The following is a 25,489-nucleotide window of genomic DNA, read 5'->3' on the forward strand; positions in this document are numbered from 1 at the left end:
CGGCTCCCATTTGCAGCTCCCGACTTACGCTGCGCTGGCCGGGAATCTGAGCTTCCGGCGCAGATCATAAAGGACTGCATGTTGCCTCCGATGCTRTCGCTAATTCGAATTGGCCGGGGAATGAGCCCGGTTGCGTGCGATGCCCCGAGTCGGCGACGTCAGGGCGCATCCGACATTTCGCAGCGCTCTACGTTGGGCAGAACGGCCTTGAGTTCCGCGAACAAACTGCCCAAGATCATTTCGATTTGGAGTAGAGTCCAAGGTTGCTGCTAATCGCGAATCCGCAACGCCGATAAAATTCTGACAACTGACCATCTCTCTTCGAGATCAACCAGACGCTGTTATACCCTTCAGCGCTTGCGGTTTCAAAAACCGCCGAAAGGAGTGCGGTCCCTATTCCCGCACCCTGTGCTTCGGGCAGCACCGAAAGCTCGTCGAGGTAAATGACTGGGCCGGTATGGCGCCGCTGTCGTATGCCCAATGCGATCCCGAGCACCTTGCCTCTATCAATTGCCGCAAGCGCAATCGATTTGGGTGTGTCGAGCACACAGGTGATATTTTCAACCGCCGCTTCAAGCGACCAATTCTCGTTCCATGGAGGCCGAGCGTAGGCACTTACCAATACATCGGCCGCGCCTTTGAGATGTTCTGAAACAAGCCGTTCAATCTGAAATAACATAAACCCGCCTCACGTCGCGTGAGGTGACATTTGCCCCAGCTCGACGGGTTGCGCAATGGGGCCATTGCCATGGGAACTGAAGCTTTTCCACTTGGGAACGCTTGCCTCCCGTACGCCTTCCATGGCGCGCATTCCAATGGCGGGCGGATGCCCGCCGATACGATCTGCACCCCGGCCTGATGAAGCCGAGATTGATCCGGCCGCTTTCCAGCCCGCCGCTCTGGTGATCTCGGCCCGAAGATCGATCTCGCTTAAGATCCCGACGCAGCACTCGTAGAAGGTCTCCCCTGCCCTCACCATTTCCACTGGTCTCGTCGGGCCGATGAGCGGCGGACAGCCCGAGCTCCCGCCGCAGCGCCTGCACATCGTTGGAAAGCGCCAGCTGGCGACGCGCACCTTGGCTGCTCCCAGGCGTAGATTTATCATCAAATGGTGCTATTTTGTGCTTAATCACGGACGCGGATGATGCGATCAACGATCAATCTCGACGACACACTCTTGGATAAAGCAAGGTCCTTGACCGGCACCAAGGAAACCGCAGCGCTTGTCCGCCAGGCGTTGGAGACGCTTGTTCGCGTGGAATCGGGAAAACGCCTCATTGCGCTTGGAGGAACCATGCCCGATGCGGAGGCAGCTCCGCGCCGCCGGAGCACTGCGTCTAAGTGATACTCGCAGACACCTCGATTTGGAATGATCATTTCCGCCATATGAATGCCGAGCTGGGTTGGGTCATCGAAGGTGATCGGCTACTTTGTCACCCGAGCGTCATCGGCGAACTGGCTCTTGGCAGTCTGCGGGATCGCCGCAGCGTCCTGGCTTTCCTTACGGCTCAGCGCAAAGCGATCGTCGCCACGCATGACGAAGTCATGACAATGATCGATCGACATGGCATTTTCAGCATGGGCATTGGCTACACGGATGCCCACTTGTTGGCGTCGGTCCTCCTCGAGCAGCGAGCAGCATTGTGGACGAGAGACAAGCGCTTGCGAGCAGCGGCCGAAAAGGCAGGAGCTGCCCTGCACATACCGGTCGACAGATCCCATTGAGTGTTCGAGCCGACCCTCTCTCCTCGAAACGCGGCGTTTCAGCCATGGCGGCGATGGACATGCGCTGGCCGGTCGCATTCTTGCGATACCGTCGCGACTTCCACGGCAAGGGCGTCCCTCCAAACAATGAGCATACCAGGCGAAGGCGCTTCCGCGCCGGCGCCAGTTCGCGCACAGCTTGACCGGTTAAAGGGGTAGCCGCAGGAGGGTTAGCATCGCGCCGCTCGGGAACGAGCGGAACCCGGGACCGACTGCCCCCGGCAAGCCGTTCCGCTTGGGCGACACCCGTGGCGCCTCACCTCGCCGGCCGCGCCAGCGACCGGGCGATATCGACAATGTCGTCGCGCGAGGCGGTCGGGTCGTCCTTGCTCCAGGCAACCCCAAGCCCGATCCTGAAGTCGATGCCCCTGACCGCCTTCAGCTCGAAGGCCCGGTTCGGCAGGCCCTCGGTCCATTCTGGCGCAAAGCCGATGCCAAGGCCGGCCGAGACCAGCGACACCAGCGAATAGGTATCGTCGCAACTATAGGCGATGTTGCGGGTCAGATCGTATTCTTCGAACTTCTCGTTGAAGTACCGCTCTGTATAGGAGAGGTTCTTGCGATTGAAGGCGATGATCTTTTCCGCACGCAGATCGTCGATGGCAATCTCTGCCTGCTCCGCCAGCCGGTTGGTACGGGCGACGGCCAGCAGATAGCGCTCATGAGCGATCGAGGCGAAGCGCAGCGAGCCGATGTTTTCCACCGGTCTGATGAAGCCGAGATTGATCTGGCCGCTTTCCAGACCACGGATGATGTCGCCGGTATTGCCGCTTGCGATATGGATGCGGATATCCGGGTACTTGCGGGCGATCTTTCCAAGAAACGCCGGCAGCACGCCGGTGGTCGCCGGATAGACGGTGCCGATCCTGATCTGCCTTATCGTCTTGCCGGCCACCGCCCTGGTGATCTCGGCGGAAAGATCGACCTCGCTCAGGATCCCGACGCAGCGTTCGTGGAAGATCTCCCCTGCCCTGGTAAGCTCCACCCGCCTGGTCGAGCGGATGAACAGCGGGCAACCGAGTTCCCGCTCCAGCGCCTGGACATGATTGGAGAGCGCCGGCTGGGCGATGCGCACCTTGGCAGCCGCACGGCCGAAATGCAGTTCCTCGGCCACGGCGACGAAGTAGGAGAGCTGGCGTAGTTCCATGGACCCGACCTATCAAACTTCGAGACTACATAATGTAGTCATATCACTCCATATCGTTCGTGGCCAGATCGTTATCAATGAGGAACAAATTGTTCCCATGGATATTCTTTCAAAGCGGCTTCGCGAAAGAGCTGAACAGCTGGGCATTTCGAACGCTGAGGCCGCGAGGCGGGTAGGCCTCGATGAGCGCCGATATGCGCACTATGTAGCAGGCCGAAGAGAACCCGACCTAGCAACACTGCTACGGATAGCGTCGTCACTGGGAACAACACCGAATTGGCTGCTGGGCGTCACAGGACACGCTGACGCAGTTGCTGAAACGACAGATCTCCTGGAGCGCTTCGCGAATGCCGCAAACGGTATGACGCTCGAACAACTACAGCTATGCATCATACAGGCGGAAGCGATCGTCGCAGCAAAAACACGGCGCTAATATCTCAGATGAACATGCCCTTGGTCGTCGGCGAAACCCAACCTAGCCGCCTTGAAAGGAAACGAACCAGCGACCCTGTTGTTACAAAAGCCGATGATGGCGACACGTGCTAACGGCTGCTTTCGGGGTAGAATCGATCAGCGCCAAATGGCTGGGATGAAGGCGCATAGCCACTCAATCGATTTTTCAGGCGAGGCCCTACGCGCAGCAATGCACAGGCCCGCTCAGCGCGGGACTGCACATTCTCAAATTTCAGTATCTCTACCGGTTCCAGCGCATCCTCGATGTCGACGGCTAGATACCTGACCGTGTTATGTCCGTGCAGGATCTGGACCGCGCGAACATTGCCAGTGGCTTTGTAGATCATCGCGACCTTTGTTCGTCGGAGCGAGTGCGGGCCGTAATCTTCAGAGTGCCCCACTGATCGACCAATCGGGCATACTGGCGAGTGCTGGTGATCAGCATGATCAACCCTACTGGGACGGCGAAGTCATCGATGGTGCCGCCTCTTCGTTCAAGCCAGGCAAGCAAAACTTGCCCTGACGTCCGCCGTGATCTCGAACTGTACAGGACGTCCAGTTTTCTGCTGGATTATAACATCGCGTGGTCGGATCTCCTGGCCTGTGACGAGGCTTCCGATCTTAATCTTAACGAGATCGCAGCCTCGCACCTTGCTGTCGATCGCGAGGTCGAACAGCGCCCAGTCTCGCATGCGCCCCTCTCTATCGAGGAAGAAACGAATTGCTCAAATCTGCCGCTCCTTCAAAGGCTTCTTTACACCGACCTTCCGACCGGCGTTCCATGCCCGGCGACCCAGTGCAGCAGGATCATACTTTGCGATACCCATTTGAGTTCTCCTTCGGCCACTATTGGCCGTTGGAAGAACGCGCAAATTCCAGGTTCAAGGGGCCGTCAGTGGAACGACCGCTTCCTATGTCGTACCGCTGAAAGCCGATCTTTGTAATCTGCGTAGTGGGCCGACTGAAGGGACGACGAACGGAGCGACGGCCCTTACTTCACCGTGATGGCAATGCCGCTGAGATCGGCGTTGACTTGCAGGCCTACCTGCTTGCCTGAGAGCTCGAGTTGGGCGCCCTTATCATTGGTCATGACGATCACCTGGGCCCCTTTGCCGACCGCGCCGCCACCGCCCGCCGCACCGTAGACCCCCGTCACATCTCKGGCGCGGCGAATGTGGCGAACGGCACCTCGGAAATAGGTCTTAGAAGCCCCGAAAGCGAGGCCGCCCGAGATGCCGCCGACAGAGATGGGATAGTGGCGACCATGGAAGGTCAGCGTGCCCTCGCCTCCAGAACCACCCACAAAGAAAGCAGCCTTGTAGACTGAGAAGCTGATCGTACCGCTGTCGGCATGCGCGGAGCCGGCGAAGCTGATTCCTGCTGCAGCGACAACCGCAGCCGCGACTGAACGAAATCCGGATGAAATCTTCATGATGCGAGTCTCCTCAAAATCGAGGCTTACCCAGCCAGGAGGGAACATAAGCGTCATGCCAAAGTCACTGCTGAAACAGTCTCGCCCGTCATTAGTTCCAAACACGCGGCCAGAATCCGGCTGCGAGAAGRCCGTCACAAAACGAGGCGGATGGCAGACATAGTCTCCGGTGGCAGGGGCGGTGGCAGCCAACGCCCGGCTGACTCAGGATTACCCCACGAAATCTAGAGCCACGAAAGTGAGGGATGCGCAAAGGTACAAACATTTGACAACCGACAACCTTTGACGGCGTTGCTGAGATATGTTCGGACCAAGGCAAGCTACAATTCCACCTGATGCTGGACGAGCTTTTCTGAACCGGCATGCGCCGCTGTCGTATGCCCAATGCGATCCCGAGCACCTTGCCTCTATCAATTGCCGCAAGCGCAATCGATCTGGGTGTATCGAGCACATAGGTTATATCTTCAACTGCCGCTTCAAGCGACCAATTCTCGTTCCATGGAGGCCGAGCGTAGGCACTTACCAATACATCGGCCGCGCATTTCAGATGTTCTGAAACAAGCCGTTCAATCTGAAATGACATAAACCCGCCTCACGTCGCGTGAGGCGACATTTGCCCCAGCGCGACGGGTTCCGCAATGGGGCCATTGCCATGGGAACTGAGCTTTTCCCCTTGGGAAGGCTTGCCTCCCGTACGCCTTCCAATCAACGATCAATCTCGACGACACACTCTTGGACAAAGCAAGGTTCTTGACCGGCACCAAGGAGAGCGCAGCGCTTGTCCGCCAGGCGTTGGAGACACTTGTACGCGTCGAATCGGGAAAACGCCTCCTTGCGCTGGGAGGTACCATGCCCGATGCGGAGGCAGCTCCGCGCCGCCGGAGCACTGATGGTGATCGCGGAGAAAACGATCAATGTGTACATCGTTCCTCGGCAGGAAGGCGCCCTCAACTATAAATAGCAATACGGCCGGAGCCTGGGATTGACAAGATGTTGCAGAGGTAATCACGAGGCCCAATAAAGTTGAGGAGTTGGTTTCGGAACGGCCGCCGTCGCTGCAAACGCAAAATGAGGAGCCGTTTTCGACCACTATTGCCCGCCTTTGATGATATTCGAACCATCAATCCGTTCTTGAAAGTTCAGGGCCGGCCAAGATGCCAAGGCTGTGATCTTGCCCCTCCCCTGCGGTGAAATCACAGAGCCGGTGAGATCAGCACGACAGTTGGGAAGTATGACCGGTATCGACCAACGTCTCGCGTTAACAGCGGAAGTTGCTGAACCGCAGCATGCGCGCCGATGAAGAAATCCGGCAAGACACCCGTTCGAGACCCACCGGCCCGGCGATACCGCGTGAAGGCCTTTCCGGCAAGAAACAGCGCCGCCCGCGGAAACGGCGCGACGACCAGTCCCGCCTCGTCGATGAACGCGTCCAGTTCCTCGATGCGCTCATAGCGGACCGCAAGTTCGGCATAAATGACATCGTTAATCAGCAGCGGGCCGGCCAGATTGGCCGCTTCGAGTTGCTCAATCGACCAGTCAGCCCAAGTTCCGTCATTGGTCACGAGATCGAGCAGGACATTCGTGTCGATGAGCGTCACACGTCACCACGGGTGAGCGCCATGATCGCGTCGGTGTTGAGACCCTGTCCGGCGTGTCCCCGAAGCTTTTGAAAGCGGCTGGTGGGCTGCTTCCTGTCGGCTCTTGTCAGTATCACACTACCATCTGCAGTCCGATGAAAATCGACCTCGCTTCCGGGAACGATCCCGAGCAATTCTCGAACCGCTTTAGGGATGGTGACCTGCCCTTTCGCTGTGACTGTCGTCGTCATGCCAAAACCTCGTAATACCGCTTTGATATTAGGTATTACTATCCGGTTTCGAATTCAATATCCCCGGGGCTTGATCTCACGAAAGATCGATGAGCGATGCCGCCCGAGTTTCTCGGCGATAATTTCGACGCTGATGCCGGCCGGCCGCCAGCGAGCGATCTTGCAGCGGTCATCCGGGTCGATATGAGAGTAGGTGTGTCTCGTTGCGCTTTCCTTGCGAGCAATAACCCATTGGCATCTTTCGCAAGTCCACTTCAAACCCGAACCCATCCGGCTACATGATTGTGTGGCACATATCTTATGTTCCCCCGTGCGAGGATACCGAAAGCTCTCGGACACGCACCATGTCATGATGTCAGCGTGAAGCGATCCGTCGTCAAGCTAGACGGAACTGTATCTGGCGGAGAAGGGAAGCTCGCGTTCACAATCGCGGTGGCGAGCTTGCAAGCTTGATCAAACGGCACGCGCACGTCACCGCGGCTAGGCCAATCGCGCCGGCCCCCAAGATCACCTTCTTCGACGCATTACCTCAGAAACAAGTTTCGATCTTTGGCCCCGTGAGATAGACATTACAGGTCCATACGCGCGTGCTTCGACGCGTCAATCCCCGGAGTTGCCTCATGAAAATCGCGCCGCAGCAGCGGATCTATGTCTGCTTCTTCCTCTTCGCTGTGTCGCTCGGGGCGCTGCTGTCGAGGATGCCGGATTTGCAGGTTGCGCTTGGCGTCAACAAGTCCGAGCTTGGGTTGACACTGATAGGGGCTGCGATCGGCGCCTTGATTTCGTTGACATTGTCTTCGCCCTTGATCGCCCGGCTCGGCGCGCGTACGACGGCATTCATTACTGTTCTCGGCACGTCTGCGCTGCTGTCGCTGGTGCCGTGGATCGGTGCGGCGCCGGTCGTGTTCTGTGTGCTCTTCGTCGAGGGGCTGCTCGCCGGGGCGCTGGAGATCAATCTCAATGTTGAGATCGACCGCATCGAAGCGCAGCTAGGACGCGGCGTGATGAACAGGGCACATGGTTTCTGGAGCCTCGGCTTCTTCGTCACGGCGCTTGTCTCATCGGTTGTCCGCCAAGCGGGCATTTCGATGGAACTCCATCTCGCCGCGACCTTTGTCGCGGTTCTTGTCATCGGCATCTGGGCGATTTCCGGCATGCGGAATGCTCCGGCGCGGATCGCGTTGTATGAAGGCAAGGCACCGCTGATAGCGCTTCCCACCTGGGGCCTAATGCCGCTCTGCGTGATCGGCATCGCGGCCTTTCTGGTCGAAGGTGCCGGGATCGACTGGTCGGCGATCTATATGCGCGATGTGTTTTCGGTCGAGCCCTTCCTTGGCGGACTGGGATTGACGCTCTTTACCTTCTGCATGGCGCTGGCGCGCCTGTTCGTCGATCCGCTGGTCGATCGATTTGGCGCGCGGGCCGTCGCCACGATGTTGCTTGTTCTTTCGGCGATCGGCATCTGCGCCGTGTCGGGGGCGCCGCATCCCTATGTCGCGCTGGCGGGCTTTGCCTTGATGGGCGCCGGCTGCAGTGCGGTCTATCCTCTCGCCGTCTCGGCGGCGGCCCAGCGCACAGATCGCGCGGCGTATCTCAACGTCGCCGCCCTCGGCCAGATGAGCTTTGTCGTCTTCTTCCTGGCGCCGCCCCTGCTCGGTTTCATTGCCGAACATGCTGGCATCCGGACATCCTATCTCGTCTGTCTTCCGCTGATCATTTACGCGCTCTTTTCGACCAAGGCGCTTGCTACGCGCCGGGCTGCCGGCGGAAGTTGCGCTGCGACTGCTCGGAGCGTCAACGGGTAACGGATTGCGTAGCCAGTTTCCGGGCGCGCGATTGGTTCAGCGAAAAGCCCGAACGAGCACTTGGTAGCGGCGTGCTCTCTCCCTAAGCAACACGGCTGGCGGGCTTGCAGCCCGATTTCCCGGCCTCGGAGATCTGCTGCGAAATGTCTGTGCCCGCTCCGGAAAAGATCATCTGCGTCGGCGTGAACTTCCCCGACCGCAACGAAGAATACAAGGATGGGCAGGCAGCCCCTTCCAATTCCTCCCTGTTCATCCGCTTCCCGCACTCGTTTACCGGTCACGGACGCGCTTCTGTCCCTCAGATATCCGCACATGACGATGGCTGACGCCAATGCCGTGCAGTCGGCTGGAGGCTATCTGCTACCCGTCTTTCGCTTGGAAAACCCATCGATGGCGTCGAGCACAAGACGTTCACCGGCTCCCAGATCGACGTTCCATGTCCTTTGACCGAAACGAAGCTTCGCGATTGCAGCCCGAACTGCCGACAGCGTGACCATCGTCGGCATGCCGTTGCGCCAGTCAATATCCAGCAGCAGTCCACCGCGAACACGCAGACCGCGCAAAGACCCCGCCTGCCACGCGTCGGGCAACGCCGGCAGGAGATGAATTTCCCTCGGAGACGACTGAACCAGCATCTCCAGTATGCCGGCCGCACCACCGAAATTCCCATCGATCTGGAACGGGGGATGGGCGTCGAACATGTTGTTATAGGTCCGCTCGGGGGTAAGAAGAAGCTTCAGCACGTCAAAAGCATGATTGCCGTCTCGAAGCCGTGCCCACAGGTTAATGCGCCAGCCGATCCCCCATCCCGTCGCGTCGTCGCCGCGGATTTCGAGGGAGCGGCGAGCGGCGGCGGCAAGCTCCGGCGTGTCCTCCATATTGATCTGCCAGCTCGGATAGAGACCGTAGAGATGCGAGACGTGGCGGTGATGGATTTCGGGCGCCTGCATATCCCAATCTTCCAGCCATTCTTGCAACTGGCCAGCAGAGCCGATCCTGTCTGGCGGAATTCGAAGCAGGACGCGATCGACGTCCGCGACGAGATCGTCTTCGCCGGCCATGGAGGCTGCAAGGGGACGAAGCAGCCCCAGAAAGTCCCGGATGAGCTGGCGGTCCATTGCCGGACCGGCGCAGATCGACGCGTCGTGCGGATGGACGTTTTCGGGAGACAGAGAAGGGTTCGTCACCAGATAGTCCGTACCTGGAAGCGGAACCAGGACATCGAAGAGGAATTGCGCGGCCCCTTTCGCAACAGGAAACAGCCTACGCCGCATCGCCTCCGGGTCATCGAGGTAGTTGCACAGATCAAGCAGTTGCGCCGTCAGCCAGACGCCGCCTGTCGGCCAGAGGCCCCATTTGGCGCCGTCGATCGGTCCCGCGGCTCGCCAAAGGTCGGTGTTATGGTGCATCACCCAACCACGAGCGCGATAATGCCTGTGGGCGACCACGCTGCCCGTCTCGGCCAGCTCCTCCACCATCGCGACAAGCGGCTGAATACACTCGGGCAGATTGGCGGGCACCGGCAACCAGTAGTTCATTTGGAGATTGATGTTGGCGGTATATTTGCTGCCCCAGGGCGGATCGGTTTCTGCATTCCAGATGCCCTGGAGATTGGCGGGCTGGGTACCGGGACGCGACGAGGCAATCATCAGATAGCGGGCGAACTGCACATAAAGCGCAGCCAATGCGGGATCCTTGCCGCTGGCGAAGTCAGCGATGCGGCGATCGGTCGGCAGGGATGCCGCCGCAGTCGAGCCGAGATCGATGGCGAAGGCACGGAATAGTCTTTGATGTTCTTTGATATGATCGCGACGCATCGGCGCGAAACCACGGTGATGGGCCTGCCCAAGCCTCGCGGCGATGTCAGCATCGGGAGTTCCCGACACGTCGTCATACCGCTTGAAGCTTGTTGCGGCATCGAGGAGGAGCAGCACTTCGTCGGCTGCTTCGACCGACAGTGCTTCGGCCGACCTGCCGACCACTCCGCCGATGTTGATGAGCCTAATGCCGAAGGCGAAGTGCAGCGCAGCGGCAATGCCGGACTCCGGTTTTCCGGTCCCGGAAAAAATCAGTGAACCCTCGCTGCCACTCACCTCCCCGCGCTGAGGGCTGTTCAGCCATATTCGGCAATTGATCGCAGCCTTCCGGTTGGCCGAGAGCCGCAAAACCAGCACGCCGTCGACCGGTGATATGAAGGCTTCGCGCAGAAAGGCGACGCCGTCCGCAACATAGGACACGGTCGCCGTTGCGGTTTCGAGATCGAGCGCGCGGCGATAGTGCGAGACGCCTTTGGCCTGRGCAAATTCAATGTGGAGATCGCCGACCGGCTGGTGGGACATCTGCTTGATCGGCTGGGCCATCAGGTGTCTTTCGGCCATCGCCTCGGCTTCCGCGTAACGGCCGTCGAAGACCAGCTGCCGGACCGTTTCCAGATGTCTGAAAGCATCCGGATTGACCGGCTGATAAGGGCCGCCGGCCCAGAAGGTGGATTCGTTGATCTGCAGCCGCTCGCAAAGCGGGTCGCCGAAAACCATCGCCCCGAGCCGACCATTGCCGAGCGGCAATGCATCCGTCCACAGCCGGGCCGGAGCATCGTACCAGAGAAGATTGTCTGCCATGGTCACGCCGCCGAAATGCCGTTTGCCCGCCGGGCTTCGCGAATTCGCTGGCCGTCTGCGCCGAAGAGCAGCGCTCTGCTTGCAGGAAAACCGGCTGTGACGGTGTCTCCGGGGCGACGGGCCGTCTCGGAGCGATCCTCGACGATCACCGGTTGCCCCGAATTCGCCGTGCCGTAAATGAAGCGAGTTCCGCCGAGGTTCTCAACCACATCAACCTTAAGATCGATCGCGCCACCGGCGTCGTCACGTCCGACGAAATGTTCCGGCCGAATACCGAGTTTGATCGGAATGTCGCCCGCCGCATGCACGGGGCCAAGCCTGAAGACCGCACCGCATTCGAGCCTGACCAGGCCATCAGCTCCGAGCGTTCCATCCAGGAAATTCATCCGCGGCGAGCCGATGAAACCGGCAACGAAGAGATTGTCCGGATCTGCATAGAGCGTGTCTGGAGTGCCTATCTGCTCGATCTTGCCCGCTCGCATCACGACAATCTTGTCGGCAAGCGTCATCGCTTCCGTCTGATCGTGGGTGACATAGATCATTGTTGCGCCGATGCGGCGATGCAGCTTGGCAATCTCCACGCGCATGGAGACCCTGAGCTCTGCGTCGAGGTTCGACAACGGCTCATCGAACAGGAAGACGGCCGGGTTGCGCACGATCGCGCGGCCAATGGCGACACGCTGGCGCTGGCCGCCGGAAAGTTGCGCGGGCTTGCGCTTCATCAGCGGCTCAATCTGCAGCGTCGTCGCGGCGGCAGCGACATTGCGCTCGATCTCGGCCTTGCCCATGCCAGCCATACGCAGCGAGAAGCCGATATTCTGCTCGACGGTCATGTGCGGATAGAGGGCGTAGTTCTGGAAGACCATCGCAACACCGCGCTCGATCGGGTCAGCGTCGTTCATGCGCCGGCCGTCGATCTGCAGTTCTCCAGCGGTGATCTTTTCGAGACCGGCGATCATCCGCAGCAAGGTGGATTTCCCGCAGCCGGAGGGACCGACGAAGACCGTGAAGGAGCCGTCCTCGATGCTCAGATTGAGGTTGCCGATCGCCTGGAAGCTTCCGTAGGACTTGTCTATATGCTGCAATTCTACGCTGGCCAAAGCTTCCTCCCTTTAATCCTTTGGCGGACAGACGCGTCAGTTGATCCGCCGCGTCGAGCCTCGCAGGATGATATCGCATTCGAGAATGACGCTGCGCGTCGCGTCGCCAGACGGTTCTGTCAGGCGTTCCACGAGAATGTCAGTGATCGTTTCGGCAATGCTTGCCACCGGCTGGGCAACGGCGGTGATGCCGGCTTCATAGAGGCGGAAGATGGCCACGTCGTCGAAGCTTGCAAGCGAGATATCCTCGGGCACATGCCGGCCGTTTTCCTTCAGCCAGCTGAGCGCCCCGACTGCCATGCCGTAATTGGCGGAAAAGATTGCAGTCGGCGGGGTTTCGAGTGACATCAGCCGCTTGGTGGCCTCATAGCCTCCGTCCATGCGCCAGTTGCCGCGCGCAGCAAGGGCCGGATCGATTGTTATATCTCTGTCGCGCAGCGCCTGCTCGTAGCCAGCAAGCCGCTCTATACCCGAAGAGTTGCGCGGGTCGCCGGTCAGGATGCCGATGCGGCTATGGCCGAGGTCGATCAGGTGGCTGACGATGCGATGGCTTGCGCGCTGGTTCTCGACCATCACCCGGTCGGCCGCCAGGCCGCGGACGTCATTGTTGTAGAAGATGATCGGAATGTCGTGCTTGATCAGGTCGTCGACGCGATCATAAACCTCCGCGGTACCATCCATGACCAGCGCATCGACGCGCTGCGCCGCGAAGAAATCCAGCGCCTCGGCAACCACGCGAGGATCTCCGCCGTGGCAGTAGGTCAAAAGTGCGCGTCCGGTCTGGCGCACCGAATGGGCAAGGTGCTCGAGCATGCGCGCGTGGAATTCGTCGAAAGTCGGTACCAGGAAGCCGATCATATGTGTGAGGTCGGTGCGGATCGAGGCGGCAGCGGCATTGCGCCGATAGCCGAGATCCTGGATCGCCCGCTCGATCTGCTCACGATTTGAGCGCCGAATGGTCTGGCCGTTGATATATCGGGATACGGTGCCAACAGCGACGTTTGCCACCCTGGCAACATCGATAATCGTGGCTCCCCGCCTCCTTCCGGCCGTTTGGTCCGTCTGTCGCATGTCGAGTGGGCTCCTGCACGCATTTAGGGGGAATGGTGCCTGGTCAGGCACTTTTCCGTCGTATAGCCCAGCGCCCCGCTGCCCACCAGTAGCGCCGGCAGCAAGAGCAACGTCCAACGGTCCCATCACTTGCACCTGCATCAGGCGCCTTCGAAGACGACGGCGCTGTGGATGCGCAGGCGCGGTAGCGTGATGCTGATCGCTCCGTCGTCGCCGGCATTCCACGCCACATCCTCACCGGTCATCGCGTCAAAGACACGCTTCGGCTTTGCGGGAAGCCGGACGGTGGCCTTGACGGGGCCGATCGCCGGTATGTCCTCGATCATCTCCATGATACGGGTCGAGCCGTCATCACCGCGCACGTCCTTGCCCCGGATTTGCGGTGGGCCGTAAAGCAGGTGCAGGATATGGCGGTCGTGCTCGATCTGGCGCGTCAGCGTTGCCCGGCCGGAAGAGGGCAGGTCCGTGACCATGGCCGGATTGGGAACGAGACGGTCGAGGAGCCCGCGAACGACGTATTTGTAGAGCGGTTGACCCATCGCCCGGTAGAGCCGGAAGATGGGATAGGCAATATACGCTGCACCCTTGTTCACGGTCACGGCCGCGCCGAGCATATCGGCATCCGGATCGTCGGGCGCGTGCTGGTGCGAGCAGAAATGCTTGTAGGATCGGTTGAAGTAGGAGGGGAAAATCCCTGCCAATACCGTTGCACCGACGGAGCGAACCGTTTCGGCCTGCTCATAAAAGACAAAGGCCGTTTCCGGCATAGAGGGATCGAGATCCTTGCCGGCCTTCACATAGCTCGGCCTGAAAGCGACGGGGCCAGGACCCCTTTCGATACCGAAGTCGATTGCAAATCTGCCGTCTTCGTCGAGGCCCGAATGCCAGGAGGCGATGATCCTGCCGCCGCCGGTGAGGTAAGACTTCAGACGCGCGGCGAGCGCCGCGTCAACGGGGATCTCGTCCGGCAGGATCAGCAACCGATATTGCTCGAAGCGGCCGGATAGATCGAGCACGTCGAACGGACGTTTCAGCTCCTGCAGCACCTGGGCCGCGCCATCATCGCTCGGATGGTTGCGTGCACCTGTCGGGTTCATGTGTTCGGCCGAGAGGATGGCGATTTCGGAGACCTGCTTTGCGCCCTCGAGGAAGGGTTCGAGCTTCTCGACGCGATGATAGGCCGGAGCAATCGAGGCATAGGTATCGGGATTGATCGCCCCGTTCGGATGAAGCTGATCGCCGACCAGGCATTTGGAACCGAGCGCAATCATCTGGGCGCATTCATATTCCAACGCATCCGGATGCTTGAAACCGCCGAACTCGCCCCAGGAGGTGTGGAACTTGCCGGTATGGGCAAGGAAATCCATGCCGAGCGTTGCCGCATAACGGGCGCTGGATGGGAAGTGATCGTAGCCCCAGCCGCCGGTCGGCAGACTTTCGAGTTCGAGGTGAGAATAGGTCGCGAAGCGCTCCGGCCCGTGCTTGTGGATATGACCGCAATTGTAGAACACCCTGAGGTTGGGGAATTCTTCGAACAGCGCCTCGCTGGTTTCGCGGCGAAACTGCTCGTTGACGGCTTCGTCGTTTTTCAGGCGGTCTGCCGGATTTTCCGGGTCGAGGCCATTGCACTGCATGCGCTCGATGCAGGCCGGGCAGACGCAATCAGGCGTCAGAATGATATCGAAGAACAGCCCCTGTGTCGGATAGCTTTCTGCGACTTCCCGTGCCTGATCGAGAATATAGTGCCGCAGGCCCGCATGGTTGAGGCAAAGCGTATGCCAGGCGGGGCTCAGCTGCTTGCCTGCCGAGGGATCGGCAGGACGGTCATGATGGTAGCGGTTCGAGGCGCTCATGGCGCGCCATTCCGGGTGCTCTCGCGCAGTCAGTTCGTCCCACTGCACGGAAATATAGATGGGGCTGTCGATATCGGCGGCAGCAAGCGCTTTCACCATGTCCCCGAGAAGATCCGGGCGGGCAAGCTGCGGATGCGGCTTGCCGACCTTGGTCGGATAGTAGGACCAGCCATGATGGCACTTGGCGAATATGGTGATGGAATCGACGTGCGCCGCCTTCAGCGTCGAGACGAAGGCGTCCGGATCGAAATCTGCGCCAATGCCGGGGATATGTTCGGAGGTATGGAAATCGAGATGGATCTGGCGATAACGCAGCGGCTTATTGGTGATCTTGGGCATGGTCCTATTCCTTTGCGCCGGCGCGTGTCTGCGATCCGGCGGCGAACTGACGTTGGAAGACAAGGAAAACGAGCAGGGGAACGATGGTGGTGATGATGGCCGCCACCGATCTCAGATCCCAGTTGATTTCGTAACTGCCGGAAATACGGGCGAGCAGCACGGGAAGAGGTACGTTGTTGCGCAGGAAAAGCATCGGCAGCAGCAGGGCATTCCATGTCCAGAGGAACTGCAGGATGCCAACGGCGAAGATTGGTGACAGGCTGTTCGGCAGCACCACGTGGCGGAAGGTCGCAAGCGGTCCGCAGCCATCGATCTTGGCGGCTTCGATGAGTTCACACGGAAAATCCTCGAAGAAGTTTTTGACGAGGAAGATCGACCAGGCAAAGGACATCCCGACATAGGGAATGAGCACGGAAAGAATGTTGTCGATCAGCCCGAGATCGCGCCAAAGCGTGAAAAGCGGGATGATGACGACCTGCTGCGGCAGCACGAAKGCATTGATGATGATGATCAGCAGCACGCGGCGCAGGGGGAACGTCAGGAAGTGGAAAGCATAGGCCGCAGCCGGCGTCAGCAGCATCGTCAAAGCGGTTGCAATGCCCGCCAGCTTCATCGTCGCCCACATGGACTCTGCAAGGGGATATTTGTCCCAGACGCGGCGCCAGGCACTTAACGTCAAGTCAAAATGATCGAAGCGCCACCAGCCGAGCGAAACGCCTTCCGGTGGACGCAGCGATGTAACGACAATACCGATGATTGGGACGATCCAGATGAAGGCGACGATGCCGACGACGACGATAATCCAGCGGGGAGCCTTGCCGATCATTTTGCACCGGCCGTTCGCTGGACGATCGCGGGAATCGAGACAATGAGCACGGCAAGCAGCAAGATAACGGTTGCGGCCRCACCGTAGCCCAGTTTGAACTGAGTCATTGATTCCCGGTACATGAAATAACCGACGGTTTCGGTGGCGCGCACTGGCCCGCCACCGGTGAGGATGTAGATGATGTCGAAGGCGCGCAGCGCACCCAGAAGATTGATGAAGACCGCGACACGCACGCCCGGCATCGACAGCGGCATCATGATGTGGCGCATCGTCGAGAACGGCTTGGCGCCATCCATATAGGCTGCTTCGAGCACCGATTTCGGGATTGCCTGGATGGCGGCGAAGATCAGCATCAGCGGCAGGCCGACGCCGCTCCAGGACGCGGCAATGATCAGCGCCCAGAGCGCCGTACTGGCATCACCGAGCCATGCATGCGCAAAGCCGGAAAACCCGACAAGCTGGATCACCGAATTGAGCAGACCGCCGGCATCGGGTCTATAAATGCCAATCCACATGTAACCGGAAACGGCTTCCGAAATGCCGAAGGCGGCAAAGATCATCACCCGGAATGGCAGTGTCTGTTGCGGCGCGAACGCGCACAGCATTGCCAAAACCCAGCCGATCGCCACCGAAATCACCGTCGTGCCGATGGTAAAGATCAGCGTCGTCAGCAGCGTGTTGCGAAAGGCAGCGTCCGAAAACAGCCGCGCATAATTGCCGAAGCCGATAAAGGCCGGCTTTCTGAGCCCCTGGATATCCCAGAAGCTCAGCCGGATCGTCTCGGCCAGCGGATAGACCACGGCGATCGCAAACAGCAAGATGACCGGTGCGATCAGGATAAGCGCGGCGGGCGTGTCCCTGAGCAGACGCCGGCGACCTTCGATGCCAGCCGCCAGCGCAGAACCCTGCATCACGCCCGCCGCTTCCCGCACCGAGGAGGCGGAGGTACCAGCCATCAGTAGGAACCCTGGGCCTTGGTTTCGATGGAGCCAAGAACCGTGTCGATATTGGCCTCGGACGGATCCTGCAGGAATTTCTGCAACTGAACGCGATATTCGTCGACGAGATCGCCAGGCAACAGGTCGCCCAGCACGAATTGCAACTTCGAACTGGCGACCGCGGCCGTTGCCGTTTTCTGCGCCTCTCCATAAAGAGCGCTGTCGACTTGGCTGCTCGGCGATGCATAGCCGTTCTTGGCAAGCAGGTTGGCAGCCTCCGCACTGGTCCAGTAGTCGAGGAAAGCGTCCGCCGCCTTGGGATTGGCGCCGTTGCTCGTCACCAGGAACTCTTTGGCATCGACGCTCGAGGTGTCGTCGTGGCCCATGCCAAGCGATGGGAATTGGAAGAGATCGTAATCGGTGCCCTCGACGAGCTTGTAGTCATTCTTGGCCCGGTTGTTCATCCACATGCCGATCAGAAGATAGTTCTTCGCATTGGCCTGGAAAATCTGATCGGCCTCGCCGTCCCAGTCATTGGCGAGCATTGTATTCGTCGCGCCGCAGCAGCCGGCCGACAGCATCTCGGCATATTTGCTGAGCGCCGTCTTCACCGCCGGATCCGTCCATGGAATTTCGTGAGCCGCGAGCTTGGTAGCCGTCTCGACACCTGCGGTTCTCAGAAGCAGGTTTTCAAACCATTCGGCATGCGCCCAGTATTTGCCGGGAATTGCAACCGGCGCCGCGTAGCCTGCCTCGGTCAGCTTGCTAAACGTCGACAGGAACTCATCCCACGTCTTCGGCGGCGCCGTGATCCCCGCCTTGGCCAGATGCTCCTTCTTGTACCAGATGCCGGAACGGTCGCCGAATGTGTAGGTCAGCCCGTAGGCCGCGCCATTAATCGAACCCAGATCCTTCCATGACTGGCTGATGAGTTTGTCCCAGCCGAAGCTCTTCCACTGATCGTCGATCGGCCGCAGCATGCCGGCATCCGACAGTTCCTTGCGAAAGGCGGGCCAGGTGTTGATCAGAACGTCGACCACTTCACCTCCCAGCAGCGCAGTACGGATGCCGCCACGCATATCGCCCTGCCCGGTGATGTTGACCTCGCGGATCCTCACGTTGGGATATTTCTTCACAAACCCCGCCTGAATCGTCTTCATCATCTCAGCCTCGGAACCACCGATCCAGTTGAGAACGACAAGCTCGCCACTCACGGCATCCTGCGCCCGGGCGCGGCCGGCCAACGCCGCCAATGCGGCACTTCCTGCCCCGGCGAGCAGAGTGCGGCGATGGATTTGAGGCATAAATCTGCTGCTGCTGGTCATCTCACGTCCTCCCAAACGATGACTGCTGCCCTCCGGCATGCAATTTAATTGAAACGTTATCATCTAATTTGCATGAGGCAAGTGCTTTCTGCCTTGCGTCGAAATGGGGATCGCCTCCTCCCCCATAAGGACTTCGCCGCGATATCATCCCTGACAGGAAATCCCATATCCGCGCGGGAATGCACCCCGTTGCCACACCGGCCCCGGCGAACGCATAATTGGTCAAAAATGGTGCCAACATCGCAGCTCTGCGGTCGGCACTTCGCTGGCAGTGGACGCCAAGTCGCGCCGCCGACGATGCGACCCATGCTGATTAGGGTCTGGCGCTCATTAGGCAGACGCCAAAGATTGCGCCGCGGCGAGCGGCGGCATTACAGCGCCAGGTGACCTTTCGCCTCAATCGGCCAAAGAACGCACGAAGCTGAGCGAAAAGCCCACTTGGTTTGCAACCTGCCATCTTTCGCAAACGGCGACCAACGACTGCCGCGCCGACGCGTTCACCAAAATGGCAGAAGCAGACAAGGCCCTTCGGTTGCCCGTCGCTGAGTTCGAAGAACCGTTTGGCCTTTCCATAGCTGTCGTTTTCCATTCCTGCCGCCCGCCGAATGGGATCAGCGAATGCAACTGCCGGCCAGGAGCGATCATCATGACAACGGGTTTGGCTGAGGAGGCAAACACCGGCCGTGCGGATCAAGAAACGTCCGCGGCGTCGGTCTTATCGGGACCACCGCATGGCGTTTGCTGGCAGGTCCGCAGTGTCGCCGAACAGAGTTGTTGGCAGGTATCGAACCTACGGTCCTGAAATTCACAAAGGCTGACGGTTCGCCCTCGTCTCTATTCGAGCCTGAGTTTCGGCATCGAACAGGTTGATGCTCTGCGCATCGACGCTAAAGCGAACCTGATCGCTTCTGCGACCCTGGAAACGCGCTTCAGCTCTTGCCACGATCGCGTAGCCGCCAACCATAGCGGTGACCATCGTGTCCGGACCCGTTGGCTCCACGACGTCTATCACGCCGTGGATCGCCGCATCGTCCTTCTCGACGACCTTAAGCTCTTCCGGTCTTACCCCAAGGACGCAGTCCCGGGGCATGGCTGCGTTATCTGGGATACTGACAGGAACGATCACGCCACCGCTTTCAAACCGGGAACCGCCGTCGTCCGAGATCAATTTGCCCCTGATGAAGTTCATCGCGGGTGATCCGATAAAGCCGGCGACGAACATGTTCGCAGGCCGTTCGTAGATGGTTCTGGGATCGGCAAGCTGCTGAACATAGCCGCCTTTCATCACGGCGACTTTGGTCGCCAACGTCATCGCCTCGATCTGATCGTGGGTCACGTAGACGATGGTCGTGCCGAGGCGTTCGTGCAGCCTTTTTATCTCGGTCCTCATCTCTACGCGCAATTTCGCATCCAGGTTTGAGAGCGGTTCGTCGAAGAGAAACAGGTCGGGACTCCGGACAATTGCGCGCCCCATGGCAACGCGCTGCCTTTGGCCTCCTGAGAGATTTGCTGGAAGCCGATCCAGAAGATGTTCGATCTGCAACATCTCCGCGGCTTTTTGAATCTCCGCCCTGCGTTGTTGCTCCGGGACACCCCGCATCTCAAGGCCAAAACCGATGTTGCGAGCGACCGACATTGTCGGATAGAGCGCGTAAGACTGGAAAACCATTGCAATATTCCGGTCCTTCGGCGGAAGCGCCGTGACCGATCGATCCCCGATCGCAATATCACCAGACGACGGCTCATCAAGTCCTGCAATGATATTGAGCAAGGTAGACTTGCCGCATCCTGACGGTCCAAGGAGAACGAGAAAGCCACCATCCTCGAGGTCGACGTCTATTCCGTGCAGCACCTTGAGTGCGCCATATGACTTTTGAATATCCCTGATGGACAAGCTCGACATGATCGCCTCCTAACCCTTGACGGCGCCTGCGGTCAGGCCCTGAACCATCGCGCGCTGGACGATCGCAAAGAGAATGACGACTGGCAGAATGCTCAGTATGCCGCCCGCAGCAAGAACGCCCCATGGCAATTGAAACTCGCCGACCATCAGTTGCAGACCGACCGGCCAGGTCCGCGACCCCTGTCCGGTCGTCAGCATCAGCGCGAAAATGAACTCGTTCCAGGCGGCGATTGCGATGAACACCGAGCTTGCAACAAGACCGTTGCGCGCCAGCGGCAAGACGATGCGCACCATGGCGCCCAATCTGGTCGACCCATCGATACGGGCGGCGCTTTCCAGCTCTTTCGGGGCTGCGTCGAAGAAGCCTTTAAGCATCCAGACGAACAGCGGCAGCAGGAAGCTGGTATAGGCAAGCGCCAAGCCGAAGCGGCTGTCGACGAGGCCAACGGTCCGCATCATCACAAAGAGCGGAATGATCACCATGACGGCCGGGAACATCCGTACCAGGAGGTAGCTGAGCATCAGTCGGTCGCGGCCCCTGAACGATAGCCGCGAGAATGCATAGGCTGCAAGTGTTCCAGTCAGGACGCAGATTGCCACCGTAATCGTTGTCACCACCAGGCTGTTTGTGATCAGCACCGGGAAATTCGACTGCGTCCAGATTGCGCGGTAGTTCTGAAAGGTGATCGTGCGAGGAATGTACTGCATCTGGGACGTCACGATGTCGGCTTCGTTTTTCAAGGACGTCAAAAACATCCAGACGATCGGTCCGAGGCAGAAAATCGTCATCGTGACGAGTACAGCATAGGTCAGGATGTCGGCCATGAGCCGGCGACCGCGACTGGTTTTGAACATTGTCATTCTTTCGAGACCCGTGTGAATCTGATGTAGAGGGTTGCGAACACCATGAGGATGACGAACATGACGACCGAGAGTGCCCCCGCATACCCGAAGTTGAATTCGCGATAGGCGGTTTGGAACGCGTAGAGCGACAGCACCTGTGTGGCGTTGCCTGGCCCCCCGCCGGTCAGAACGAGCAGCAGATCGGGTGAGTTCACCAGGCTGATCACGCGCAGGATAACCGCCGCGGTGATGACCGTTCTCAGCATCGGCACGGTGATCAGTTGGAACTGCCGAACTGGCCCTGCGCCGTCGACTGCAGCGGCTTTGTAAAGATCCTCGGGGATGCCTTTGAGACCGGCCAGAAACAGCAGCGCGAAGAATGGAAACCCGTGCCATGCCTCGACCAGGATAGTCGCGGCCAAGGCTGTGGCCGGATCGGCGAACCATGCCTTGTAGGTGCTCAACACGCCGCTCCGCACTAGCAGGTCGTTGATGACACCCAGACGGGGGTCGAGCAAAAGCGCCCACATGTGTCCTGCGACAACGTTCGGCAAAAAATAGGGAAGCAGGATCAGCACACCAAATAGCTTCGTGCCTGGAACATTGCGGTTCAGCGCGATCGCAGCGATGAAGCCAAGCGTCACCTCGATTGCGATGGCTGCGGCCACCCAGATTGCTGTGTTCTTCAATGATATCCAAAACACGCGATCCGACATCATGGCGACGTAGTGCTTTGCCCCGACCCAGCCGTTGAGACCTGGTCGGGTGAGACGCATTTCACGGACGCTGATGACGAAGCCATAAAGGGTCGGATAGGCGACCACCAGCAAAAGCAGGATCAGGCTCGGAAACAGCAGGAAGTAGACCCAGTAGCGTGTTTCGGACAGATCGCCGAGGCGGGTAAGTGGACCACGGTGCAAGGCTGGCTCCATGTTTTCACGGCGGCTTGCCGTCCTCTCGGACGCGACGACATCTTGTCGCGTCGGCGTCACTACCGGAGCGCGGTTTCCAGACCCTCGATCATACGGTCGACGGCCTGCTCAGGGGTGAGTTGACCTGTCAGAACGGATTGGAACGTTGGATTGACGACATTTTCGGACCAGCCCGCAGCGCCGACAAAACTGTTCGGCAGACGACCGAAGTCGAGCGTCTGCGAAGCGGCCTGGTAGATTGGATTGGACTTGATCCGCTCATCTTCAAGTGCTGCCGTTGATGCCGGGAAATAACCTGTCGCTTCCAACAAGGCTATCGCCGCGTCCTTTTCTCCCCAGAAGCTGATCCAGTCCCAGGCAGCATCGATATTGTCGTCCTTCATGATGCCGTTGCCGGCATAGGCAACACGCGCGATATGTGCCTTCGGTCCCGCAGGCATTGGAGCCGTGGCGAACTGTTCTCCCGGTTTCAACGCGGCCGAGATTTCGATCAGCGATCCGGTATGGTGCCAGACCATGGCAGTCTGGCCAGTTCGGAAACCTTCCATGATCTGCCGATAGCTGTCGTTCGGCGCACTTGGAGGAGCGACTTTCTCTTTCAGGAACAGACTTGAATAGAAGGTGATCGCCTCTACCGCAGCAGCCTTGTCGATGGCCGCCTGACCGTCCTTCACAATGGGCGAGCCGAAGGCCTCCATGACGTCGATGGCGTATTTGAACGCCCCCGCACCCCCGCGCATTCCGAAAGCGTAGCGCCCCTTTGCCGGATCGGTGAGCTTCCTGCAAGCGGCGACAAACTCATCGAAAGTCTTTGGTGGGCCTGAAAGGCCCGCCTGTTCGAAATAGTCTTTTCGGTAGTACATCCAGTCGACGAAAGCATATGCCGGAACCGCGTAAATCGCGCCGTCCTGAGACATGCCAGTCCACCGGTTGTCCGGCAGATTGGCTTTTCCCTTCCATCCTTTCACCCGCTCGGTGATGTCGGTCAGYGCGCCCATCGCCGTCAGATCGGCAAAGCGTTCCGCGATAACCATTCCAGTGTCGGGCCGCCCGCCGGCCACGACCGCCGACGAAACCTTGGCCATATATTCCGAATTCGGAATGCTCTCTTGCGTGACGGTGACGCCTGGATGGGATTTTCCGAACAGCTCGATGATTTTCACCAGGCCGGCCATTTCCGATTGGCTGGCGAAGTGATGCCAATAGTTGATGGCGATGGCAGCACTTGTGGAGCGGACACCGCTGGCAAGCGCTAGCGCTGCTGTCGCAACAAGGAATTCGCGTTTGGTGATCTGCATCTCTTCATCCTCTCAGATATCAGAATGGCGATCTGATCGATCAGATGGAGATAACAGCCTTTTGCATGTACGGCAACACCAGAGTTGACCGAAGGATAGGCTGGGATCAAGCCAAGCCGAGGTTGCGATTTATTGCCGCTTGGAAATGGGCTTGAAGCGCCTTCTCGGCCGCGTCGGCGTTTCTCGAAGAGCATGCCTCAAGGATTTCCAGATGCTCCTTCAGCGTTCGAATAAGCATAGGAGGCGTCACCTTTCGCTCCAATCGCAGCAAACGTAGATAGTTGTGCATGCGACGGTATGCAGTATCGATGAGTGGATTACGCAAAGCGGCGATGATTTGACCGTGAAGATCGAGCTCGAGAAGATTCATTTCCGCGAGATGGTCAGGCGTCAGCCCATCCTTCTCCAGCTTCCGCAAAAGCCTGGAATGCCGGACTTCCAGGCTATTCATCAAGTCCTCGCCGGCTTCTTCGGCGAACACGCGAACGGCCGAGCGTTCAACGATCGCGCGGAACTGGTAGGTCGAGCGCGTTAGCTCAAGGCCGGGCCGCACGAACTGGATGCCGGAGCGAGGATGGATTGTCAGAATGCCTTCGGCTTCGAGCATGCGCAACGCATCGCGAAGCGGCGCAACCGGCACGCTGACGATCTCGGACAGTTCGCTCTGGGAGATAAATGCGCCGACAGGGACTGTTCGTTCAAACAGGCTTTCGAGGATGCGATCATAGGCGAGATCGCTGAGCCGGGGGGCAGCTACCTCTGGTACGGTTGCTTTCGCTTTGCGCACTTGCGATTTTTTCATCCGTCCGATAATACCTCTGATAGATCAGTGATCAACATAAAACGATCAGAGAGCACACTCCATGCCCCTATCCGGATTTCGTATAACCCGATTTCAATTCGCCCGCGACAGAGTAATCGGTGACAGTCAGGTCCGTGCAGATGACGTCAACGTGGCCGCTCTCGAACTGATCGGCGAAACGGGAAACGTTGGGCTCGGCTTTATTCAAACGCTCTTTCATCCCCTGCCGGATCAGGCCGAGATCGAAGCCGTGTTCAAACATGAAGCATGGCCGGCAATCGTGGGGCAAGAAGCGATCGGGTTGGTCCATCGCGTCAGTCGCCCGCGAGGCGGCAATCAGCGGGCTTTCTCGCTGCCGTTTCACGAAGCTCTTCAGGTCGCATTGTGGGACCTTGCGGCCAAAGAAGTGGGACTGCCTTTGCATAAGCTGCTAGGAAGCCGCCGTGACCGGGTCCGCGCCTATGCCAGCGGTCTCGACTTTCATCTTAGCGACGAGGCATTCTGCGCGCTGTTCTCGCACGCCGCCGCCCTTGGCTACCAGGCATTCAAGATTAAGGTCGGTCATCCCGACTTCAGGCGGGACATACGCCGGCTCGACCTGCTCAAAGAGGTCGTCCCCGCCGGGTCGCTGGTTATGATCGACCCAAACGAAGCCTGGAATTCCAAAGAGGCGCTCATCAAATTGACGGCGATCCGCGACGCGGGCCACGACCTGCTGTGGGTGGAGGATCCGATTCTTCGCCATGACTTTGAGGGCCTCCGTACGCTCCGTCACGCCGTGATCTGGACGCAGATCAACAGCGGCGAGTATCTCGATGCAAATGGAAAGCGTCTCCTGATGGAGAACTTCGGAACCGATCTGCTCAATGTTCATGGTCAGGTAACGGATGTCATGCGGATCGGCTGGCTCGCGGCAGAACTCGGCATCCCGGTCAGCCTCGGCAACACCTTCCTGGAAGTCGGCGTGCACATGGCTGCCGCCCTTCCGGAGGTCGAGTGGCTCGAATATTCATTCCAGAATTTCGATCATCTCGTAGAGCAGCCAATAGAAATCCGCGATGGCTTTGCCTATGCGCCGACCCGCCCGGGACATGGCCTCGCCTTGAGCGATGCAGCCAGGCAAGACTGGTCGCGTCCAAAGCGGCTCGATCGATCAGAACTTGGACCAGCGCCTGTCAATCCGAGACTTCCAGCCCTCCCTTAAGGCTGGCG

23 protein-coding genes and 5 pseudogenes are annotated in these 25,489 nt (G+C 59.2%); 7 read left to right on the forward strand and 21 right to left on the reverse strand.

The features are described 5' to 3' along the window. Positions 1–235 precede the first annotated feature (235 nt). On the reverse strand, positions 236–679 hold the full coding sequence (locus AC1ECN_RS21905; RefSeq protein WP_130704795.1) for a GNAT family N-acetyltransferase: 444 nt from the start codon (positions 677–679) through the stop codon (positions 236–238). 465 nt (positions 680–1,144) lie between these two features. On the opposite strand from AC1ECN_RS21905, the gene AC1ECN_RS21910 reads away from it, so the two are divergent. Then, on the forward strand, positions 1,145–1,345 hold the full coding sequence (locus AC1ECN_RS21910; RefSeq protein WP_027688372.1) for a type II toxin-antitoxin system VapB family antitoxin: 201 nt from the start codon (positions 1,145–1,147) through the stop codon (positions 1,343–1,345). Beyond that, the gene (locus tag AC1ECN_RS21915; protein WP_130704793.1) at positions 1,342–1,725 is read left to right on the forward strand and encodes a type II toxin-antitoxin system VapC family toxin; all 384 of its coding nucleotides are present in this window, start codon (positions 1,342–1,344) and stop codon (positions 1,723–1,725) included. The genes AC1ECN_RS21910 and AC1ECN_RS21915 overlap by 4 nt, the downstream gene beginning before the upstream one ends. A gap of 295 nt (positions 1,726–2,020) precedes the next feature. On the opposite strand, the gene AC1ECN_RS21920 is transcribed toward AC1ECN_RS21915, so the two are convergent. Beyond that, positions 2,021–2,911, reverse strand: a complete 891-nt coding sequence (locus tag AC1ECN_RS21920; RefSeq protein ID WP_130720581.1) for a LysR family transcriptional regulator — start codon at positions 2,909–2,911, stop codon at positions 2,021–2,023. A gap of 97 nt (positions 2,912–3,008) precedes the next feature. Between AC1ECN_RS21920 and AC1ECN_RS21925 the strand changes: the two genes are divergently transcribed. Further along, entirely contained in the window at positions 3,009–3,344 is a 336-nt protein-coding gene (locus AC1ECN_RS21925) for a helix-turn-helix domain-containing protein (RefSeq protein WP_130704781.1), read from the forward strand. 109 nt (positions 3,345–3,453) lie between these two features. Here the strand turns inward: AC1ECN_RS21925 and AC1ECN_RS21930 are convergent, their stop codons facing one another. From AC1ECN_RS21930 to AC1ECN_RS21940, 3 genes and pseudogenes are all read right to left on the reverse strand, one after another. After that, positions 3,454–3,711 (reverse strand): hypothetical protein, encoded by a 258-nt coding sequence (locus tag AC1ECN_RS21930; RefSeq protein ID WP_165420722.1) that lies wholly within the window; start codon positions 3,709–3,711, stop codon positions 3,454–3,456. Between the two features lie 644 nt (positions 3,712–4,355). Beyond that, positions 4,356–4,796: a lipid-binding SYLF domain-containing protein gene (locus AC1ECN_RS21935; protein ID WP_130704730.1), complete on the reverse strand. Its 441-nt coding sequence runs from the start codon at positions 4,794–4,796 to the stop codon at positions 4,356–4,358. Between the two features lie 364 nt (positions 4,797–5,160). Beyond that, positions 5,161–5,379, reverse strand: a pseudogene (locus tag AC1ECN_RS21940) (GNAT family N-acetyltransferase); the annotation flags it as partial. A 128-nt stretch (positions 5,380–5,507) separates the two neighbouring features. Here AC1ECN_RS21940 and AC1ECN_RS21945 point away from each other — a divergent pair. Beyond that, positions 5,508–5,681 (forward strand): annotated as a pseudogene (locus AC1ECN_RS21945) (type II toxin-antitoxin system VapB family antitoxin); the annotation flags it as partial. Between the two features lie 308 nt (positions 5,682–5,989). On the opposite strand, the gene AC1ECN_RS21950 reads toward AC1ECN_RS21945, so the two are convergent. The 3 genes and pseudogenes from AC1ECN_RS21950 to AC1ECN_RS21960 form a co-directional block, all read right to left on the reverse strand. Further along, on the reverse strand, positions 5,990–6,394 hold the full coding sequence (locus AC1ECN_RS21950; RefSeq protein ID WP_018068049.1) for a type II toxin-antitoxin system VapC family toxin: 405 nt from the start codon (positions 6,392–6,394) through the stop codon (positions 5,990–5,992). Next, entirely contained in the window at positions 6,391–6,624 is a 234-nt protein-coding gene (locus tag AC1ECN_RS21955) for an AbrB/MazE/SpoVT family DNA-binding domain-containing protein (protein WP_027688365.1), read from the reverse strand. Before AC1ECN_RS21955 ends, AC1ECN_RS21950 begins: the two co-directional genes overlap by 4 nt. 69 nt (positions 6,625–6,693) lie before the next feature. Further along, positions 6,694–6,849 (reverse strand): annotated as a pseudogene (locus AC1ECN_RS21960) (helix-turn-helix domain-containing protein); the annotation flags it as partial. A gap of 395 nt (positions 6,850–7,244) precedes the next feature. On the opposite strand from AC1ECN_RS21960, the gene AC1ECN_RS21965 reads away from it, so the two are divergent. Together AC1ECN_RS21965 and AC1ECN_RS21970 are read left to right on the forward strand one after the other, a co-directional pair. Further along, positions 7,245–8,429: an MFS transporter gene (locus tag AC1ECN_RS21965; RefSeq protein ID WP_130704732.1), complete on the forward strand. Its 1,185-nt coding sequence runs from the start codon at positions 7,245–7,247 to the stop codon at positions 8,427–8,429. A gap of 98 nt (positions 8,430–8,527) precedes the next feature. Continuing rightward, positions 8,528–8,716 (forward strand): annotated as a pseudogene (locus tag AC1ECN_RS21970) (fumarylacetoacetate hydrolase family protein); the annotation flags it as partial. 66 nt (positions 8,717–8,782) lie between these two features. Here the strand turns inward: AC1ECN_RS21970 and AC1ECN_RS21975 are convergent. The 13 genes and pseudogenes from AC1ECN_RS21975 to AC1ECN_RS22035 all read right to left on the reverse strand — a co-directional run bounded on the left by AC1ECN_RS21975 (position 8,783) and on the right by AC1ECN_RS22035 (position 24,277). Continuing rightward, a complete protein-coding gene (locus AC1ECN_RS21975) occupies positions 8,783–11,047 on the reverse strand; it encodes a glycoside hydrolase family 95 protein (protein ID WP_130704734.1) in 2,265 nt (754 codons plus the stop codon). 2 nt (positions 11,048–11,049) lie between these two features. Then, positions 11,050–12,147, reverse strand: coding sequence for an ABC transporter ATP-binding protein (locus tag AC1ECN_RS21980; RefSeq protein WP_130704736.1), 1,098 nt, complete (start codon positions 12,145–12,147; stop codon positions 11,050–11,052). A 36-nt stretch (positions 12,148–12,183) separates the two neighbouring features. Next, positions 12,184–13,218 (reverse strand): LacI family DNA-binding transcriptional regulator, encoded by a 1,035-nt coding sequence (locus AC1ECN_RS21985; protein ID WP_130704738.1) that lies wholly within the window; start codon positions 13,216–13,218, stop codon positions 12,184–12,186. Positions 13,219–13,358: 140 nt separating this feature from the next. Beyond that, a complete protein-coding gene (locus AC1ECN_RS21990) occupies positions 13,359–15,410 on the reverse strand; it encodes an alpha-L-fucosidase (protein WP_130674419.1) in 2,052 nt (683 codons plus the stop codon). 4 nt (positions 15,411–15,414) lie between these two features. Further along, the gene (locus AC1ECN_RS21995) at positions 15,415–16,236 is read right to left on the reverse strand and encodes a carbohydrate ABC transporter permease (RefSeq protein WP_477954086.1); all 822 of its coding nucleotides are present in this window, start codon (positions 16,234–16,236) and stop codon (positions 15,415–15,417) included. Beyond that, positions 16,233–17,192: a carbohydrate ABC transporter permease gene (locus AC1ECN_RS22000; RefSeq protein ID WP_477954088.1), complete on the reverse strand. Its 960-nt coding sequence runs from the start codon at positions 17,190–17,192 to the stop codon at positions 16,233–16,235. Before AC1ECN_RS22000 ends, AC1ECN_RS21995 begins: the two co-directional genes overlap by 4 nt. Beyond that, positions 17,192–18,499: an ABC transporter substrate-binding protein gene (locus AC1ECN_RS22005; protein WP_130704742.1), complete on the reverse strand. Its 1,308-nt coding sequence runs from the start codon at positions 18,497–18,499 to the stop codon at positions 17,192–17,194. The genes AC1ECN_RS22000 and AC1ECN_RS22005 overlap by 1 nt, the downstream gene beginning before the upstream one ends. A 403-nt stretch (positions 18,500–18,902) precedes the next feature. After that, positions 18,903–19,127 (reverse strand): annotated as a pseudogene (locus tag AC1ECN_RS22010) (hypothetical protein); the annotation flags it as partial. Between the two features lie 177 nt (positions 19,128–19,304). Beyond that, the gene (locus AC1ECN_RS22015) at positions 19,305–20,402 is read right to left on the reverse strand and encodes an ABC transporter ATP-binding protein (RefSeq protein WP_164566601.1); all 1,098 of its coding nucleotides are present in this window, start codon (positions 20,400–20,402) and stop codon (positions 19,305–19,307) included. 9 nt (positions 20,403–20,411) lie between these two features. Further along, positions 20,412–21,263: a carbohydrate ABC transporter permease gene (locus AC1ECN_RS22020; protein ID WP_392397329.1), complete on the reverse strand. Its 852-nt coding sequence runs from the start codon at positions 21,261–21,263 to the stop codon at positions 20,412–20,414. Next, on the reverse strand, positions 21,260–22,177 hold the full coding sequence (locus AC1ECN_RS22025; RefSeq protein WP_164566605.1) for a carbohydrate ABC transporter permease: 918 nt from the start codon (positions 22,175–22,177) through the stop codon (positions 21,260–21,262). The genes AC1ECN_RS22020 and AC1ECN_RS22025 overlap by 4 nt, the downstream gene beginning before the upstream one ends. Positions 22,178–22,236: 59 nt before the next feature. After that, positions 22,237–23,475: an ABC transporter substrate-binding protein gene (locus tag AC1ECN_RS22030; protein ID WP_130704750.1), complete on the reverse strand. Its 1,239-nt coding sequence runs from the start codon at positions 23,473–23,475 to the stop codon at positions 22,237–22,239. Positions 23,476–23,581: 106 nt separating this feature from the next. Next, positions 23,582–24,277 (reverse strand): GntR family transcriptional regulator, encoded by a 696-nt coding sequence (locus tag AC1ECN_RS22035; RefSeq protein WP_130704752.1) that lies wholly within the window; start codon positions 24,275–24,277, stop codon positions 23,582–23,584. A gap of 151 nt (positions 24,278–24,428) precedes the next feature. Between AC1ECN_RS22035 and AC1ECN_RS22040 the strand changes: the two genes are divergently transcribed. Continuing rightward, positions 24,429–25,481: a mandelate racemase/muconate lactonizing enzyme family protein gene (locus AC1ECN_RS22040; protein WP_130704754.1), complete on the forward strand. Its 1,053-nt coding sequence runs from the start codon at positions 24,429–24,431 to the stop codon at positions 25,479–25,481. Positions 25,482–25,489 lie beyond the last annotated feature (8 nt).

Source organism: Rhizobium sp. 01N447_2 (assembly GCF_056399245.1).

What these genes read in the sequence shown, in the direction of transcription:
- AC1ECN_RS21905 (WP_130704795.1), bottom strand. Translation starts at nt 679, where the DNA reads ATGTTATTTCAGATTGAACGGCTTGTTTCAGAACATCTCAAAGGCGCG.
- AC1ECN_RS21910 (WP_027688372.1), top strand. Translation starts at nt 1,145, where the DNA reads ATGCGATCAACGATCAATCTCGACGACACACTCTTGGATAAAGCAAGG.
- AC1ECN_RS21920 (WP_130720581.1), bottom strand. Translation starts at nt 2,911, where the DNA reads ATGGAACTACGCCAGCTCTCCTACTTCGTCGCCGTGGCCGAGGAACTG.
- AC1ECN_RS21925 (WP_130704781.1), top strand. Translation starts at nt 3,009, where the DNA reads ATGGATATTCTTTCAAAGCGGCTTCGCGAAAGAGCTGAACAGCTGGGC.
- AC1ECN_RS21930 (WP_165420722.1), bottom strand. Translation starts at nt 3,711, where the DNA reads ATGATCTACAAAGCCACTGGCAATGTTCGCGCGGTCCAGATCCTGCAC.
- AC1ECN_RS21955 (WP_027688365.1), bottom strand. Translation starts at nt 6,624, where the DNA reads ATGACGACGACAGTCACAGCGAAAGGGCAGGTCACCATCCCTAAAGCG.
- AC1ECN_RS21965 (WP_130704732.1), top strand. Translation starts at nt 7,245, where the DNA reads ATGAAAATCGCGCCGCAGCAGCGGATCTATGTCTGCTTCTTCCTCTTC.
- AC1ECN_RS21985 (WP_130704738.1), bottom strand. Translation starts at nt 13,218, where the DNA reads ATGCGACAGACGGACCAAACGGCCGGAAGGAGGCGGGGAGCCACGATT.
- AC1ECN_RS21990 (WP_130674419.1), bottom strand. Translation starts at nt 15,410, where the DNA reads ATGCCCAAGATCACCAATAAGCCGCTGCGTTATCGCCAGATCCATCTC.
- AC1ECN_RS22005 (WP_130704742.1), bottom strand. Translation starts at nt 18,499, where the DNA reads ATGACCAGCAGCAGCAGATTTATGCCTCAAATCCATCGCCGCACTCTG.
- AC1ECN_RS22015 (WP_164566601.1), bottom strand. Translation starts at nt 20,402, where the DNA reads ATGTCGAGCTTGTCCATCAGGGATATTCAAAAGTCATATGGCGCACTC.
- AC1ECN_RS22020 (WP_392397329.1), bottom strand. Translation starts at nt 21,263, where the DNA reads ATGACAATGTTCAAAACCAGTCGCGGTCGCCGGCTCATGGCCGACATC.
- AC1ECN_RS22025 (WP_164566605.1), bottom strand. Translation starts at nt 22,177, where the DNA reads ATGGAGCCAGCCTTGCACCGTGGTCCACTTACCCGCCTCGGCGATCTG.
- AC1ECN_RS22035 (WP_130704752.1), bottom strand. Translation starts at nt 24,277, where the DNA reads ATGAAAAAATCGCAAGTGCGCAAAGCGAAAGCAACCGTACCAGAGGTA.